This is a genomic window from Dyadobacter sp. CY351 (genome assembly GCF_021502625.1).
In the GTDB taxonomy this organism is placed as follows: Bacteria; Bacteroidota; Bacteroidia; order Cytophagales; family Spirosomataceae; genus Dyadobacter; species Dyadobacter chenhuakuii.
Genome location: NZ_JAKFFU010000002.1, coordinates 454,014 through 468,965, shown reverse-complemented (window position 1 = coordinate 468,965; position 14,952 = coordinate 454,014). Strand labels below are relative to the sequence as shown.

Genomic DNA, 14,952 nt, shown 5'->3' with positions numbered 1-14,952 from the left:
TTCTTGTCGTCGCTCTAACCGGAGACAATACCCGGTCCGGTACTGTAATTCATTTAATCCAAATATGAAACATTTAGTAATTACCATTGCCCTATTACTTCCCCGAATGCTTTTCGCTCAAAATAACAACCCTTCCGAACTTACCTTCGCTACCTATAATGTAAGTATGGAAGCCGAAAATTATGTCCCAAAAGGCACAAAGGACATTTCGGAACAAGTGTTGGTCAAAGAGCTGGCCAGCGGCACGAATCCACAGATCCGCAACATTGCACGGATTATTAAGACTGTAAGACCGGACGTGATCCTGCTGAACGAGTTTGACTACATCGCCGATCCGCAGCAGGGCGTTTTACAGTTTGTGAAAGCTTACCTGAATGTTGATTCCGATGGCGCAAAGGCCATTGATTATCCCTATTACTATTACGGAACATCCAACACCGGACAGCCAAGCCCTTTCGATCTTGATAATAACGGCAAAACGGAACGATTCGGAGCGGATGCGTGGGGATTCGGGGTGTATCCAGGACAGTATGCTATGGTGCTTTTATCCAAATACCCGATCGAAACGGACCAGGTGCGCACATTCCAGCATTTCAAGTGGAAGGATATGCCGCAGGCTTTGCAAACGAAAAAACCGGACGGCAGCGATTGGTATGCACCGGAGGCATGGCAGCAATTTCCGCTTTCGTCTAAGTCGCACTGGGATGTTCCGGTAAAAGTGGGCGCAAAAACGATCCACTTCCTGGCCAGCCACCCCACGCCACCCAGCTTTGACGGTGCTGAGGACCGGAATGGCAAGCGTAACCATGATGAAATCCGTTTTTGGAAAGATTACATCAGCGGCGAGCAGGGTGCATACATTTATGATGACAAAGGGACACGCGGCGCATTGGCACCGGATGCCAGTTTCGTGATACTAGGAGATCAAAATGCTTCGCCTGATGAAGGCAATGCAATCGGTGAAGGAATAAAGTCACTCTTGTCCCACCCAAAAATCAACAACGATGCAACACCTGCCAGTAAAGGCGGCGTGGAACATTCCAGCAGCAATCCGTTCGCTAAAAACCACACAGCAGTTTGGCGCATGCGGGCGGATTACGTGTTGCCTTCACAGGCTGGGTTGAAGTTCATTGATAGCGGTGTCTTCTGGCCGGCCAAAGGCGAACCGCTGGCTGAATTGGTTGAAAAACGCGAGTCGAGCTCGGATCACCGGTTGGTTTGGGTGAAGGTTAGGTTGGATTAACCTCCCTGTCACCCTGCGCGGAGCCGACGGGGGCGTTCCCACCTGGGTGATAGCGCCCCCTTCGGCTCCGCTCAGGGTGACAAGGGATGTTCAGCTTTGCCGCTATGCCGTTGGCCGCCCAGCGGTCGGGCCTCCGAAGGTGCCGTTGTGCTAGCCCTTCGGCTCCGCTCAGGGTGACAAGACAGACGCCCTGTCACCCTGAGCGGAGCCGAAGGGGGCGTTACCACCTTGGTGATAACGCCCCCTTAATTACTTCCACATTTCGTTACATTAACAGCATTTACTGCCCGCCATACATGTTAAATGCGGCCAAATGCTTCTGGAATATGGCTTCGTATTTCTTTGCGACGGCTTCTTGCTTCGCTTCGCGGCATTCCTGGACGATGATCTGCATGATGTAGAGATAAACGTTGGTGTCGCGGCGTTTTGTGGTGCCGTTGTCTTTGGCCCACGTTAATACCTCGTCGGCACGGGTTGCCATGGTTTCTGCTATTTCCAATGCCTTTTTCGTTTCACCCAGATCGAACAATGGTCCGATAAAGTTTGCTGAGAACTGGTCGTATGGAATGCTTTTGTCCGGCATTGTGGCCAATGATTTTTCAATTGCTTTCTTAGCTTCCTCCTTGCGGCCATCTGCGATCAGCTGACCCGTTAAGCGAAGGAATGCGATACGTGCCGTGGCAACCGGTGAACCCAGATATGTGTTGTCATAATAGGTGTTCGGGTTATCCAGCTCCCGCCAGAACATTTTGGTCATCAGGTTGTTGTACATCACATCCGTGTTCACGTAGCCGTCGCTGGCCCCCGGCACTTTTACGGGAAGCAGGCGGTAAGCGTATCCTTCCAGCTGCATGTATTCTTTCAAATTCAGGTAACTCGATCCGCCCAAAGTTGAGGAGAAGTAAATCGGTCTTTTCCAGTCGTTTGTGGCAATGATGTCGAGCATGATCAGGTCCGATTTATACAGATCACCCTTACCAATGGTCCAGCTGATGGAATCGCTTACGAATGGGATCAGGTCGCTTTTGATAATATTCATTTTCTTAACCGCCTCTGCGTTCACAGGCAGGAAAAGCACAGATGATGGCAAGATAGAAGTCATATCGCCACTGGTTAGCGGCACTTGAATGGCTTTATTTTCTTGTTTTACCAATCCAAGATATTCTTTCAGGTTAATCCCTTCTTTTACGCTCGGAATTTCATAGAACGGCACAATGTCATTTTTACCGAAAGCGTAATTGTTTTTATCCAGAGAAATCGGAAGCGCTTCTGACAAATAAGTCTTGCGCTTCATCTGGTCGATATACCAGTCGGTTCCTAGCAAGCTGAGGTTACATACACGCACGTCGGTCCGGAACCCTTCAACTTCCTGGACATACCATAATGGGAATGTATCATTATCCCCACCGGTGAAAAGGATCGCATTCGGTGCGCAGGAGTTCAAAAGGTTTTTGGCAAAATCCACGGAATGGAACCGGTTATCGCGGTTGTGGTTATCCCACCCTTTTACTCCCATAATAACGGGAACAACCAGACAGATCGCCGTGGCAGCTCCTGCTCTTGTAGTAGCGCTTTTTACGAATTTGCTCAATGCATCGGCAATGGAAATGACGCCAAAACCAATCCAGATACAGAAAATATAGAATGACCCCACGTAAATGTAATCACGCTCACGAGGCTCTGTTGGCGGCGAGTTCAGGTAAACAACGAGTGCTACCCCGGTCAAAATAAATAACAATCCAAGGACAAGCAGGTCGCGTTTTTGTCTGAAATAAACAATCACGACCCCGAGTAATCCCAGTATGAATGGCAGCATGAAATAATTGTCATGCGCTTTGTTATTGGCAATCGGTGCAGGGTATGTTTTGCCGGCATCCCACGGAAGCATATTACCAGCCCCCTCTTCGTCACTTTCACGCCCTACAAAATTCCAAAGGAAATAACGCCAGTACATATGCCCGATCTGATACGAGAACATGAAAGACAGGTTGTTACCCATTGTTGGCTTCTGTCCTTCTGCCAGGCCGGTCATTTGCTGGTAAAGCTGCGGGTGACCCGACTGCGTGCTATACATGCGCGGCAATAACATGCTGCTCCCCGGTTCGTACTCATACTCAGGACGATAGTCATAAATAGCATATTTACCATCCTGTTTGCGATACATAGGCGCACCACGCTTCTGGCTTACCGGACGGGATACAAATGAAGGCCCGTAAAGCAAAGGACGGCTGCCATACTGCTCTCTTTTAAGGTAAGAAACAAAGCTCAGGACGTCATTAGGATTGTTTTCATTGATGGGCGGATTGTACTCCGCACGCACAAGCACCATCAGGTAACTTGCATAACCGATCAAAACAAAAGCAAGTGAAAGCAAGCTGGTATTCAGGAGCACATTGCCTTTTTGGTGGGAATAACGGATCCCCCAAATGATGGCACCAATGAAAATAATGATGAAAAATATAACCCCTGACTTGTAAGGAAGCCCAAGTGAGTTTACGAAGAAGATCTCGAATTTACCCGCCACACTTGGCAAGCCAGGAATGATTCCTGAGTTGATAATAGCCAGGACAACAAGCCCGCCGGCAAATGCAAGAATGCCTCCGAAAACGCTGACCTTCGGGTATTTTTTGAAATAATAAACCAACGCCAATGCCGGAATAGTTACCAGATTCAGCAAATGGACGCCTATTGAAAGCCCGACCAGGTAAGCGATAAAGATCAGCCAGCGGTTTTCAGCAGCCGGGTCTTCGACGCGTTCCCATTTGAAAACGGCCCAGATAACGATCGCCGTGAAGAATGAGGACATTCCGTAAACCTCAGCTTCAACGGCTGAAAACCAGAACGAATCGGACCAGGTGTAAGCAAGTGCGCCCACAATTCCGGAGCCCATCAACAGGATAATGTCGCCTGATGTAAGGTCCGCATCGCTTTTCGCGATCAGCTTGCGTGCCAGCAATGTAATGGTCCAGAATAGAAAGAGGATCGTAAATGCGCTGCTTAGCACGGAAACCATGTTGATCCAGTAAGCAACATTAGTGAGGTCACCGAATGCTAATAATGAGAAAATCCGGCCTATTAACAGAAAAAAAGGTGCTCCCGGAGGGTGTGGCACCTGTAATTTGAAAGCGCAAGCGATAAATTCTCCGCAATCCCAAAAACTGGCAGTTCGTTCGACTGTAAGTGTATATGTGATTAATGCAATTGCGAAAACAATCCAACCCGTAAGGTTGTTGGAACGGTTGAAACGGGTCATTTGACAGACGGTAAATTTAAAAATGTTATGGGCAAAATGCGCAAAAACGGTAACTCGCTATGGGCAGTTTTATCAATGGTCGGCCAAAATTAGCAAAATTACCTCAACAGTAAGATTTTCCTTCTCTTAAAAAGTGTTAAAGAACTTAAAACCCTTTCACTTGTAAAAGATCCATTTGGCCAGCTCTCTGTAACTTACTTTTTTTCCGTACATCAGGATACCAACGCGGTAAATCCGGGCTGCCAGCCACGTTGTGCCCATAAAACCCAGCACGAGCAGCACCATAGACAGCGCAATTTCCCAAGCCGGAACGCCAAACGGGATCCGCACCATCATAATGATCGGCGATGTAAAGGGAATAATGGAGGTCCAGAATGCCAATGTCCCGTCGGGGTCGCGCAGGACGAATTGGGCGAAAACAAAAGAGAAAATGATTGGTAATGTGATCGGGAGCATGAATTGCTGGGTGTCTGCATCATTGTCCACCGCAGCACCTACGGCTCCGAAAAGCGCGCTGTAAAGCAGGTAACCTCCCAAATAATAGAATAGAAAACAGCCCAGGATCAAGGGAATATTCAGGCTGTTGATGGCCCCCAAAACTTCTGCAACCGGATTTTCCACATTACCGCCCGGCATACCCGACGGCCCGGGCATGCCCTTTTGCACCTTTTCCATTTCCTGTGCCATTTCAGGCGATTCTTTGGACATTTGGTTGCTCAAAACAGCCGAAGTAGCGCTCGTCAATGCGGTCGTAAGCAAAATCCAAAGCACGAATTGCGTAAGCCCAACCAATGCGACTCCAATGATTTTACCCAACATTAATTGAAATGGCTTAACCGAAGAAATGATTACTTCGACGATCCGGCTTGTTTTTTCCTCTGTTATGCCGCGCATCACCTGCGTGCCGTAAATAAAAACGGACATATATATAAGGAATGCACAAATGCCGCCAATCACCGTTGCCGCTCCTGAACTGCTCGTTTTCTCACCTTCTTCGCTCAGACTGATGGTTTCCGAGCTCACATTCACACGCGAATCTTCCAGGATTTTGTGCGTAATGCCCGCTTCTTCAAGCTTAATGTTTTCGATTTCTTTCTCTATCACCTTTTCGATTTCCGATTTCAGGTCCATACTCACATTTTTTGCAGCATAAATACGGACGCTTTTCGGTTCCTTAATGACATTTTTAGGAATATACACCAATGCATTTGCGTCGCTGTTTTTGAATTTGACTTTGGCAGAATCTATGGACGAATCCAGATAAGCAAATTTCAATGTTTCGCTATCCTTGAACTCATTCCGGAACAAACCACTCTCATCCAGCACCTGGACCGTTTTTGTGTCAACAGAACCAACGGCAACCCAAATCACTACACCGTAAAAAGCGACGAATAGCAACGGCCCAAGCAGCGTCATGATCAGAAATGACTTCTTTTTGACCCTTACGAGATATTCCCTTCTGATTACCAAAAATATGTTGCGCATTGTGGAAAGTTTTAAATGTAGGACGGCTTGAAACTATGCTTCGGGGACTTCATTGACGGAGCGCATGAAAATGTCGCTCATACTTGGAATGTTTTCTCCAAAAGACCGTATTTCCGCTCTCGGCAGTAAATCCCTGAGCAGTTCATTTGGACTCGCAACTTCGCCCAGGTGAATGTTCGTACGCCTGTAACCGTTTTCAAGTTCTTTTTCAGGAGTAAGCGTGTAAAATTCTTCCAGACCGCTCAGATCTCCTTTATATTCAACAAAATACGTGTGGGTTTTAAATTGTTCCTTAATCAGCTTTTTGGGTCCGTCAAGCACTTTTTTGGCTTTGTGGATCAACGCAATGTTGTCGCAAAGCTCCTCCACGGTTTCCATTCTGTGCGTTGAAAAAATGATCGTGCTTCCTTTTTGTTTTAATTCAAGAATTTCGTCCCGGATAAGGTTTGCATTGATGGGGTCAAAACCTGAAAAGGGCTCGTCGAGAATGATCAGATCGGGTTCGTGGAGCACGGTGGAAACAAATTGCACCTTTTGCTGCATTCCTTTCGACAGATCCGAAACGCTTTTATCCCACCAGGTTTTAATGTCGAATTTGATAAACCAGGTTTTCAGCTTGTCCATTGCCTGTTTCTGCGACAAGCCTTTGAGCTGCGCCAGATAGAGCAGCTGCTCCCCTACTTTCATTTTTTTATAAAGTCCGCGTTCTTCGGGCAAATAACCGATCCGCGAAATGTGACTTTGATTTAAATGCTTCCCGTCAAACAAAATTTCACCTTTATCCGGCCCGGTAATCTGATTAATGATCCGGATCAGCGAGGTTTTTCCGGCGCCATTCGGCCCTAGCAAGCCAAAAATGCATCCTTTTGGGATGTTGATGCTAACATCATCCAATGCAACGTGATTGGAATACTCCTTGGTAACATTCCGGACTTCTATGATATTCATAATCTATATAATCGGCTGTAAAATGAGCTGCGAACTTGTGCGGTGTAAAATGCAAAGTAATCAGCGGCCGGATTAAAGTTACATTATGAGCGTCTAAAATCGAGTGATCAGTGGTAAAATAAAAAAAAGCGGGCGGATCACCGCTCGCTTTCGATTTTCAAATATTCAGGAAATGTGCTCAGATATATTTTTCTCTGATTTGAAATAAAACCCAAAACCCGATGACGCCGCTGATGAGCGCGCCCAGAATGCTAAGCTGGATCAAATTACTCACCAAACCCACAAGCAATGCGTAATATAGCAGGTTCCAACCCTCGCGCTTGCGGGCACGCAATGGCGAAAATGCCAGCACGTACATGATGAGCGTGATAACGCCAAGGGCAATGCTCACATAAAAGTTAAAACCAATGCCGACCGAAACGGCGCCCAGCCCAAGTGCTGCGCCACCAATGCCGAATGCCGTAAGCAAGCCTAAAATCCCAAGGATGGATAAAACGAGTATGAAATAGGGCCCGTAATGCACCAAAAATTCTTTGACAGACTCTGAAAACGGAGGGAATTTTTGTAAAAAGATGGGCTCTAATTCTTTTTCCAAAGGTAAGTTTGATTGCATAAAGAGGTACGTTTAGCTGAATATCACTAAATTAATCACTAAAACTAGAAAGAAAACTTTGTAACCCTTCTAACCTGATTAGCAACCGTTGCCGGTGTTTATTAATCGGCTTTTGGCATATCAAAGGCACATTAGTCTTCCGGATAAGGCACAAAAACAAAGCCGGAAAAATCGCCGATCAATGCAAAAAGGCAGCAGAACTCGTCGGCATTTTTGTAATTCTCGGTGAACATTAAAACCGATTCTTCGCCAATCAGCTTCCTGTCCACGAATTCTTGCATGAAACTAGCGCGATAGGCGTAGTTATTTGTCAGTTCGGTCCTATCGATCAGCAGTGCGCCTAATTCCACCTCACTATTGCTCACGATAAAAATCGGATAGTCAGAAAAGCCGCGTTTGCGGATCTGGTAAGACGCTTCTTTGAGCTGATCCGCCACTTTGATAAAATCCTGCGATATATAACCCATCAGTTTCTGGTTCAACTCAGGTGAGTTGGCGTCGTCCATCAGGGCATTTTCATTACTATTATTAATCATGATTATTTTAAATTAAAAAATCGGCCGACGCCTTACATTCTGGCTGCCAGCAGCAATGTTAAATCTTTATAGCGCATGTTAAAACTCCTTGCGATATGCGAATTTGTCAATGTTCCTTTGTGACAATACACTCCTTTCATAAACCAACGATTGGCATAAATCATTTCTTCGATGCCGCCAATTGTGCCTGTTTGCAATAAAAACGGCAAAAATACATTGCTAAGCGCCGTGCTGGCCGTATGCGCCACACGTGACGGAATGTTGGGCACGCAGTAATGAATCACATCATTATATTTGAATGTCGGGTGCTTGTGTGTGGTCATGCGGGAAGTTTCGAAAGACCCGCCCTGGTCAATGCTGACGTCAATGATTACGGAGCCGGGCTTCATCTGGGAAACCATTTCTTTGGTGACAACCAATGGGCTGATCCCGTTCTCAGCACGCATCGTGCCTATGACCACGTCTGCCCGGGCGATGGCCTCCGCTAATGTGTCCGAGTCAATGATGGATGTATAAAGGTTTTGGCCTATCGCGTATTTTAACCTTTGTAACCTATATATATGTTTGTCAAAAACCTTGATATCCGCGCCTACGCTGATGGCGGCGCGCGTGGCATATTCCGCAACTGTTCCGGCTCCGAGGATCACGATTTTAGTGGGCGGAACGCCTGTAATACCACCCAGAATGATGCCTCTTCCACCATTAGGCGTGGATAAATATTCAGCAGCGATCAGCAAAACGGTGCTTCCGGCGATCTCGCCCATCGCCCTGATGATGGGCTTCCCTCCTACTTTATCTTCAATGAGCTCGTAACCGATCCCTGTTATTTTCAGCTCATTCAGCTTCTCAAAATATTTCTTTTCCAGCGTCGGCAGGTTCATTGCCGAAATCAATGTTGTGCCGGCTTTGATATAACGGAACTCTTCTTCCACCAGCGGCTCCACTTTCAGGATCACATTGGCCTGATACACTTCTTTGGCACTTTGCACGATCACCGCCCCGGCTTCGCTGTACTCGTGGTCGGAGAGGTTTCCGCCTTTTCCTGCATCCTTTTCAACCCACACTTCATGTCCGTTTCGAACGAGGATTTTTACTGCGTCGGGAGTCAATGCGATCCGGTTTTCCTGCAAAGAAACTTCGCGCGGCAAGCCAATGTGCAGCGAATTCTGATCCTTGCGCACCGCCACCAGGGATTCCTGCGGATACAACGCCGACTGCTTGGCAAGCTCTTCGAAACCGGTAATCTGAGGTTGTGCCATTGAAAAAAGTGAATGTAAAACGAATTGATTATGACCTCTATACCTGGGTTGCCTTTAACATTCTCACGCCATTTTCATCCGCTTCCATATGGATCAGCAGATAATGCAATGGCCATAAGGATTCAATTTTCCCCGGCCATTCGACAAAGCAGAAATGCCCGGAATCGAAATATTCCTCCACGCCCATATCAAGCGCTTCGACTTCATCCTTAATCCTGTAAAAATCAAAATGATACACCAATTTATCACCGGCGTCATATTCGTTGACCAGTGAAAATGTAGGGCTTTGAACGTGTGAGCGAACGCCCAGCTTTTTGCAAAGCGCTTTGATGAGGGTTGTCTTGCCGGCGCCCATATGGCCCTCAAAAAGCCATACGGGAATGTCTTTGCCAAGATGCAGCAGATCAGCAGAGACCGTTTCCAGTTCTTCCAACTCACTAAATTGCATAACGGCAGACTCTCCAAACATGCTACAAAAATACACATTTTGGAAAAACTCGTGACATTAAATCACGGAGTGTTGTGTTAAACCTTCCACTCGGCCTTCATGTCGCGGCCCAGAAGTTGGTTTGCCTCCTTATCTTTTTTAAATTCTTCCTTTTTTGGATTCCAGGTTAATGAACGTTGCAGGCGATACGCGATGTTCCCAATATTGCAGACAGAAGCGGTCCTATGCCCCACTTCCACATCACAGATCGGCGGCTTCCGCGTGCGGATCGCATTCAGAAAATCTTTATAATGGTTATCACTGACGTAGACTTTTGAATTCTCACTGGTAAAGGTCTTCTCTTTTAATGTTTCGGGCGTGGTGCGCAGCTCTCCTCTTGCTACAAAAACCTCACCGTCTGTTCCTACGAAATGACAATGTTGCTTGCCTTCCATCGGCCGGTGGATCACTTCGGCGCCGTTGGCATATTTGTAAATCAATCCTTTTGTAGGCTCTGAATAAACGAGCTCCACCGGCCCGCTGTCGTCCATGCCCAATCCCCATTGCGCGATGTCAAACATATGTGCGCCCCAGTCGGTCATGCCGCCGCCGCCAAATTCAATGTAATCACGCCATTTGGGCCAGAATGTGGCTGTCATGACGGGTGCCAGTTCATTGTTATAAGGCCGGTTCATGGCATTGGGGCCCATCCAGAGATCCCAGTTCAGGCCATCGGGTTTTGTTTCTTCTTTTAAATCCCATGCTTTCGGCGGTCCGCCTACATTGACGAAAACCTGCTTCACTTTGCCAATGGCGCCACTTTGCACCAATTGCACAGCCTGCGTAAATTCCTTGGCCGATCGCTGCATGCTTCCTGTCTGGAAAACGCGATTATGCTTGCGGGTTGCATCCACCATAGCACGTCCTTCTCTGACAGTGAGTGATAACGGTTTTTCGCAATAAATATCTTTCCCCGCCTCGGCAGCCCGCACGGCCATAGACGCATGCCAGTGATCCGGCGCTGCAATTACCACAGCATCAATGTCTTTACGGGCAAGCAACTCGCGAAAATCTTCAATTCCGATGGCTGACTTATAATTGCTTTGAGCCGCTTTCTCAGCATACCATTTATTTACATTGGTCACAAATGCTTCACGCTTAACCGCATACACATCCGAAGCAGCAACAATCTGCGTTTCCATCGTGTCCAGAAAACGATTCCTTAAACCGCCGCTCTGCCGACCGCAGCCGATAAATCCTAATGCAATTTTATCGCTCGGCGCCAGATATCCTTTCCCCAAAACATGCCTTGGAACGATCATGAATGATGAAATGATTGCGCCGGCTTTCAGGAAGTCTCTGCGATTCAATGTATTGATTTCCATATCAGTTAGAAGTTGAGTTCTGATATTTCAAAGAAAAAAGAAGAAATTTCTACTAGCCAATCTCATTGATTGAAATCAATAGGGAATCCTATTTATCAATATTTTCAATCGCTTTTTTTTAAATCCGTTGATTGAAATCAACGGCGAGATTTTTTTCGATAATTCTATTCCTTTTTTTTAAGAATCCGTTGATTGAAATCAACGGCGAATTTTTCAATCATTCCCGTCGATTTTAATCGACGGAAAATACTCGACACAGAAAATTGATTATCATCTAGTAAAAAACAACTTTCCAAAACTTATGATCATTAAGTTTTCATTCGAAAATTAAATTCAAACCTCATGTCCCAACACATTTCCCGTCGCGATTTTCTCATCAATAGCGCTTTAGCTGGTGCAATTGCTCCTGTCATTGCGGACAATGCTTTTGCGGCAAGGGCTGATTCAGCAGCAGAAGTCCCTAAAATCAACATTTTTTCCAAACACCTGCACTTCCTGAATTATAGCGATATGGCGGATGCCGCCAAGGAACTCGGCTTCGATGGCATTGACCTCACGGTGCGCCCGAAAGGACATGTTTTGCCTGAGAATGTGGAAAATGACTTACCAAAAGCTGCGGAAGCGATGAAAAAGGCTGGTTTTACGCCCTTAATGTTCTGCACCGCCGTGGAAGATGCAACCAATCCGGTTGACAAAAAACTGCTGGAAACGGCTTCCAAACTGGGTTTCAAATATTACCGCATGAATTGGTATAAATACAACGAACAGCAAACCATTCCGCAACTTCTGGATCAGTATAAGGATAAAATGGCTGGGTTAAGCCAGTTAAATAACCAGCTCGGGCTTGTGGGTTGCTATCAAAACCACGCGGGCAGACTAGTAGGCGCGAGCATGTTTGAGATCTGGGAAATTCTGCAAAAAGCCGATCCTAAAAGCATGGGTGCACAATATGACATCCGCCACGCCACATTGGAAGGTGGTCTTTCGTGGCAAACGGGCTTCAATCTCATCAAGCCGAGCATTAAGACCATTGTTTTAAAAGATTTTATGTGGGAAAAGACCAATGGCAAATGGGGACCCAAAAGCGTCCCGCTCGGAGAAGGCATGGTGGATTTCAAAACCTATTTTAAACTACTGAAAGACAATAAAGTAGACGTTCCGATCTGCCTGCATCTGGAATATCCTCTGGGAGGTGCAGATCAGGGCGCGGATAAAATTACGGTGGATAAAAAGGTCGTTTTCGATGCCATGCGACGGGATTTGAAAAGAGCAAAAGAACTTTGGCAGGAAGCATGAACAGCCCGTCATTATGAAACGCCTGATCTTGTTTTCGCTGATTTTCGTGGCTGTTACCGGCTTCGCGATTGCTCCCTATTTAAATGATACGGACTGGCCGGAATACAACGGAAATGGTGAACGAAGTCATTATTCCGCGCTTAATCAAATTACAAAGAATAATGTCTCTGAGCTGAAAGTCGCTTGGACATATGCCTCCGGCGGAGCGGATACAGCACGAAACCGCAGTCAGATGCAATGCAATCCCATCATTATTAACGGCATTCTTTATGGCGTTTCTGCATCTATCCAGGCTTTTGCGGTTGACGCGGCGACTGGAAGAGAAATTTGGAAAAGCGATTTGCCGGACGTTGCGGGAACGTTGAGCCGTGGTGTAACTTACTGGTCTGATAATCAAAGTAAACGCATCTTTTTTGGCGCTGCAAACTGGCTCTACGCACTTGATGCAAACACCGGAAGGCTCATTGATTCGTTCGGTGATCACGGCAAAATCAACCTCAAAACAGGCATTGAACGCCCTGGCTCTGATGATTTTATATCATCCAACACACCCAACACCATTTATAAGGATCTGATCATTGTCGGCGGCAGGGTTGCAGAGAACGAAACGGCGCTTTTGGGCGATGTGCGTGCTTATCACACGGTCACGGGTAAGCTAGTCTGGACGTTCCATACCATTCCGAACAAAGGTGAATTTGGCTACAACACGTGGTTAGCGCAGCCGGCAAGACAGCAATTCGGTGGCGCCAATGCCTGGGCAGGAATGGCCATTGACCGGAAACGCAGCATTGTTTACATTCCAACCGGTTCGGCGGCTTTTGATTTCTGGGGCGGCAACAGGCCCGGCGATAACTTGTTCGCCAATTGCCTCATCGCGCTCGATGCCGCAACAGGCAGGCGACTCTGGCATTACCAGCTCGTCCACCACGACATTTGGGACCGCGATCCGCCGTGCCCGCCTAACCTGGTAACGCTGAACATTAACGGAAAACAAGTCGACGCCGTTGTGCAGATCACTAAGCAGGGTTACATCTTTGTTTTCGACCGCGTAACGGGCAAACCATTGTTTCCTATCAAAGAAACGGCCTTTCCAATGGATGCTATGGAAGGCGAAAAACCCAGCAAAACACAGCCCATTCCTACCTTACCGCTGCCGTTCACAAGGCAGACATTCAGTGCAAAAGACTTTAATTCATTTGTCGCAGACCGCGATTCGCTGGAAGGGTTGCTAAAAAATGCGCGCTTCGGAACGGCTTACATTCCGATCACAGGTGATATGACCATTTTTTATCCCGGAACAGACGGCGGCGCGCAGTGGGGCGGCGCGGCGACTGATCAGGATGGGATCATGTACATTCCGGCAAAGGAAATTCCGGTTTACACGACATTAAAGAAAAAGGAAGTGCTGAGTGAAAAGGCCGTTAACGGCAGCAAACTTTATCAATTTAATTGCGCCGCCTGTCACGGAGCTGATAAAACCGGAAACCACGACGGCTCTTATCCTTCACTCGTGAATGTTGAAAAGCGGTTATCCCGAGAACAGATCACAGCCATTTTACAAAAGGGAAAAGGAATGATGCCTTCGTTTTCGCACATTTCGGATGCAGAAAAAAATCTGATCATTGATTTTTTACAAAATAAAAACACGGAACAAGAGATCATCAGCACCAACACCGGGCAGGTTCCTTACCATAACACGGGCTATAATCGCTGGTATGATAAGAATGGCTATCCCGTAAGTCAGCCGCCATGGGGAACGCTTACCGCCGTGGATCTCAACACAGGCCAACGCCGCTGGCAGGTGTCGCTAGGAGAATACAAAGCATTGACAGACAAAGGAATTCCACCAACCGGAACAGATAATTACGGCGGTCCGCTCGTCACATCGAGCGGCCTGATCTTCATCGCCGCCAGCCGCGACGAAAAGATCAGAGCATTCGACAAAGCAACCGGAAAAATCCTCTGGACCGCCACGTTACCCGCCGCCGGCTACGCCTCAGCCAGCACCTATTCAGTGAAAGGCAAACAATTCCTCGTCATAGCCTGCGGAGGCGGTAAGCTGAATACGAGGTCGGGAGATAAATACGTGGCGTTCGCGCTGCCTTAGGAATGTTAGTTCCAAAGAATGGGGACCAACTTTTGATATAAGGCAAACTTCTTGTCCTGCGTAATGATAGTAAGCTTTTCTGCAATGGCCTGCGCAATGATCATCCGGTCGAACGGATCTGCGTGGAGCAAAGGCAGCTGTTCCAGCACGTCGTAATGTTCGTTGTCAAATGAGAGGGAATGAAAGGAATTCCGCATCGCGATTTTCCGGAATTGCGAGATGGGAACATTCAGATCCAATTTTCCCAAACCTTTCTTGATCGTCATTTCCCAGTAAGTTGCGTGACTGACATAAAGGCTCGCAGAAGAAGAATTCAACTCGGAAATGACCTGACTGGAAAGTTTTTGATTGTTATCTGAATGCCAAAGTAAAATGTGTGTGTCTATTAAATAGTGCATAG

The 14,952-nt window shown here is 47.0% G+C and carries 12 protein-coding genes; 3 read left to right on the top strand and 9 right to left on the bottom strand.

Translation table 11 applies throughout. From position 1 onward, the window contains the following. Nucleotides 1–64 precede the first annotated feature (64 nt). Nucleotides 65–1,243, top strand: coding sequence for an endonuclease/exonuclease/phosphatase family protein (locus L0660_RS04040; RefSeq protein ID WP_235158277.1), 1,179 nt, complete (start codon nucleotides 65–67; stop codon nucleotides 1,241–1,243). A 280-nt stretch (nucleotides 1,244–1,523) separates the two neighbouring features. Here the strand turns inward: L0660_RS04040 and L0660_RS04035 are convergent, their stop codons facing one another. From L0660_RS04035 to L0660_RS04000, 8 genes are all read right to left on the bottom strand, one after another. Next, entirely contained in the window at nucleotides 1,524–4,496 is a 2,973-nt protein-coding gene (locus L0660_RS04035) for a DUF2723 domain-containing protein (protein ID WP_235158276.1), read from the bottom strand. Between the two features lie 156 nt (nucleotides 4,497–4,652). Next, entirely contained in the window at nucleotides 4,653–5,981 is a 1,329-nt protein-coding gene (locus L0660_RS04030) for an ABC transporter permease (RefSeq protein WP_235158275.1), read from the bottom strand. A 33-nt stretch (nucleotides 5,982–6,014) separates the two neighbouring features. Continuing rightward, complete coding sequence (locus tag L0660_RS04025; RefSeq protein WP_235158274.1) at nucleotides 6,015–6,929, bottom strand: ABC transporter ATP-binding protein; 915 nt, start codon at nucleotides 6,927–6,929, stop codon at nucleotides 6,015–6,017. Nucleotides 6,930–7,107: 178 nt separating this feature from the next. Further along, entirely contained in the window at nucleotides 7,108–7,542 is a 435-nt protein-coding gene (locus L0660_RS04020; protein ID WP_235158273.1) for a hypothetical protein, read from the bottom strand. A 131-nt stretch (nucleotides 7,543–7,673) separates the two neighbouring features. Then, nucleotides 7,674–8,078 carry a hypothetical protein gene (locus tag L0660_RS04015; RefSeq protein WP_233795671.1) on the bottom strand — a complete coding sequence of 135 codons (405 nt, stop codon included), beginning with the start codon at nucleotides 8,076–8,078 and terminating at the stop codon, nucleotides 7,674–7,676. Nucleotides 8,079–8,110: 32 nt separating this feature from the next. Further along, entirely contained in the window at nucleotides 8,111–9,337 is a 1,227-nt protein-coding gene (locus L0660_RS04010; RefSeq protein WP_233795670.1) for an alanine dehydrogenase, read from the bottom strand. A 37-nt stretch (nucleotides 9,338–9,374) separates the two neighbouring features. Then, entirely contained in the window at nucleotides 9,375–9,806 is a 432-nt protein-coding gene (gene tsaE, locus L0660_RS04005) for a tRNA (adenosine(37)-N6)-threonylcarbamoyltransferase complex ATPase subunit type 1 TsaE (protein WP_235158272.1), read from the bottom strand. A gap of 56 nt (nucleotides 9,807–9,862) precedes the next feature. Beyond that, complete coding sequence (locus L0660_RS04000; protein WP_235158271.1) at nucleotides 9,863–11,149, bottom strand: Gfo/Idh/MocA family protein; 1,287 nt, start codon at nucleotides 11,147–11,149, stop codon at nucleotides 9,863–9,865. Between the two features lie 342 nt (nucleotides 11,150–11,491). On the opposite strand from L0660_RS04000, the gene L0660_RS03995 reads away from it, so the two are divergent. Then, complete coding sequence (locus L0660_RS03995; RefSeq protein ID WP_235158270.1) at nucleotides 11,492–12,445, top strand: sugar phosphate isomerase/epimerase; 954 nt, start codon at nucleotides 11,492–11,494, stop codon at nucleotides 12,443–12,445. A gap of 13 nt (nucleotides 12,446–12,458) precedes the next feature. Then, entirely contained in the window at nucleotides 12,459–14,552 is a 2,094-nt protein-coding gene (locus tag L0660_RS03990; protein WP_235158269.1) for a pyrroloquinoline quinone-dependent dehydrogenase, read from the top strand. Nucleotides 14,553–14,557: 5 nt separating this feature from the next. On the opposite strand, the gene L0660_RS03985 is transcribed toward L0660_RS03990, so the two are convergent. Further along, complete coding sequence (locus tag L0660_RS03985) at nucleotides 14,558–14,950, bottom strand: type II toxin-antitoxin system VapC family toxin (RefSeq protein ID WP_235158268.1); 393 nt, start codon at nucleotides 14,948–14,950, stop codon at nucleotides 14,558–14,560. Between the last annotated feature and the right edge of the window lie 2 nt (nucleotides 14,951–14,952).

Excerpts from the sequence above, each read along its gene's own strand:
- L0660_RS03990 (WP_235158269.1), top strand. The coding sequence starts at position 12,459 with ATGAAACGCCTGATCTTGTTTTCGCTGATTTTCGTGGCTGTTACCGGC.
- L0660_RS04010 (WP_233795670.1), bottom strand. The coding sequence starts at position 9,337 with ATGGCACAACCTCAGATTACCGGTTTCGAAGAGCTTGCCAAGCAGTCG.
- L0660_RS04025 (WP_235158274.1), bottom strand. The coding sequence starts at position 6,929 with ATGAATATCATAGAAGTCCGGAATGTTACCAAGGAGTATTCCAATCAC.
- L0660_RS04040 (WP_235158277.1), top strand. The coding sequence starts at position 65 with ATGAAACATTTAGTAATTACCATTGCCCTATTACTTCCCCGAATGCTT.
- L0660_RS04035 (WP_235158276.1), bottom strand. The coding sequence starts at position 4,496 with ATGACCCGTTTCAACCGTTCCAACAACCTTACGGGTTGGATTGTTTTC.
- L0660_RS04015 (WP_233795671.1), bottom strand. The coding sequence starts at position 8,078 with ATGATTAATAATAGTAATGAAAATGCCCTGATGGACGACGCCAACTCA.
- L0660_RS03995 (WP_235158270.1), top strand. The coding sequence starts at position 11,492 with ATGTCCCAACACATTTCCCGTCGCGATTTTCTCATCAATAGCGCTTTA.
- L0660_RS04030 (WP_235158275.1), bottom strand. The coding sequence starts at position 5,981 with ATGCGCAACATATTTTTGGTAATCAGAAGGGAATATCTCGTAAGGGTC.
- L0660_RS04020 (WP_235158273.1), bottom strand. The coding sequence starts at position 7,542 with ATGCAATCAAACTTACCTTTGGAAAAAGAATTAGAGCCCATCTTTTTA.
- L0660_RS04000 (WP_235158271.1), bottom strand. The coding sequence starts at position 11,149 with ATGGAAATCAATACATTGAATCGCAGAGACTTCCTGAAAGCCGGCGCA.
- tsaE (WP_235158272.1), bottom strand. The coding sequence starts at position 9,806 with ATGTTTGGAGAGTCTGCCGTTATGCAATTTAGTGAGTTGGAAGAACTG.
- L0660_RS03985 (WP_235158268.1), bottom strand. The coding sequence starts at position 14,950 with ATGCACTATTTAATAGACACACACATTTTACTTTGGCATTCAGATAAC.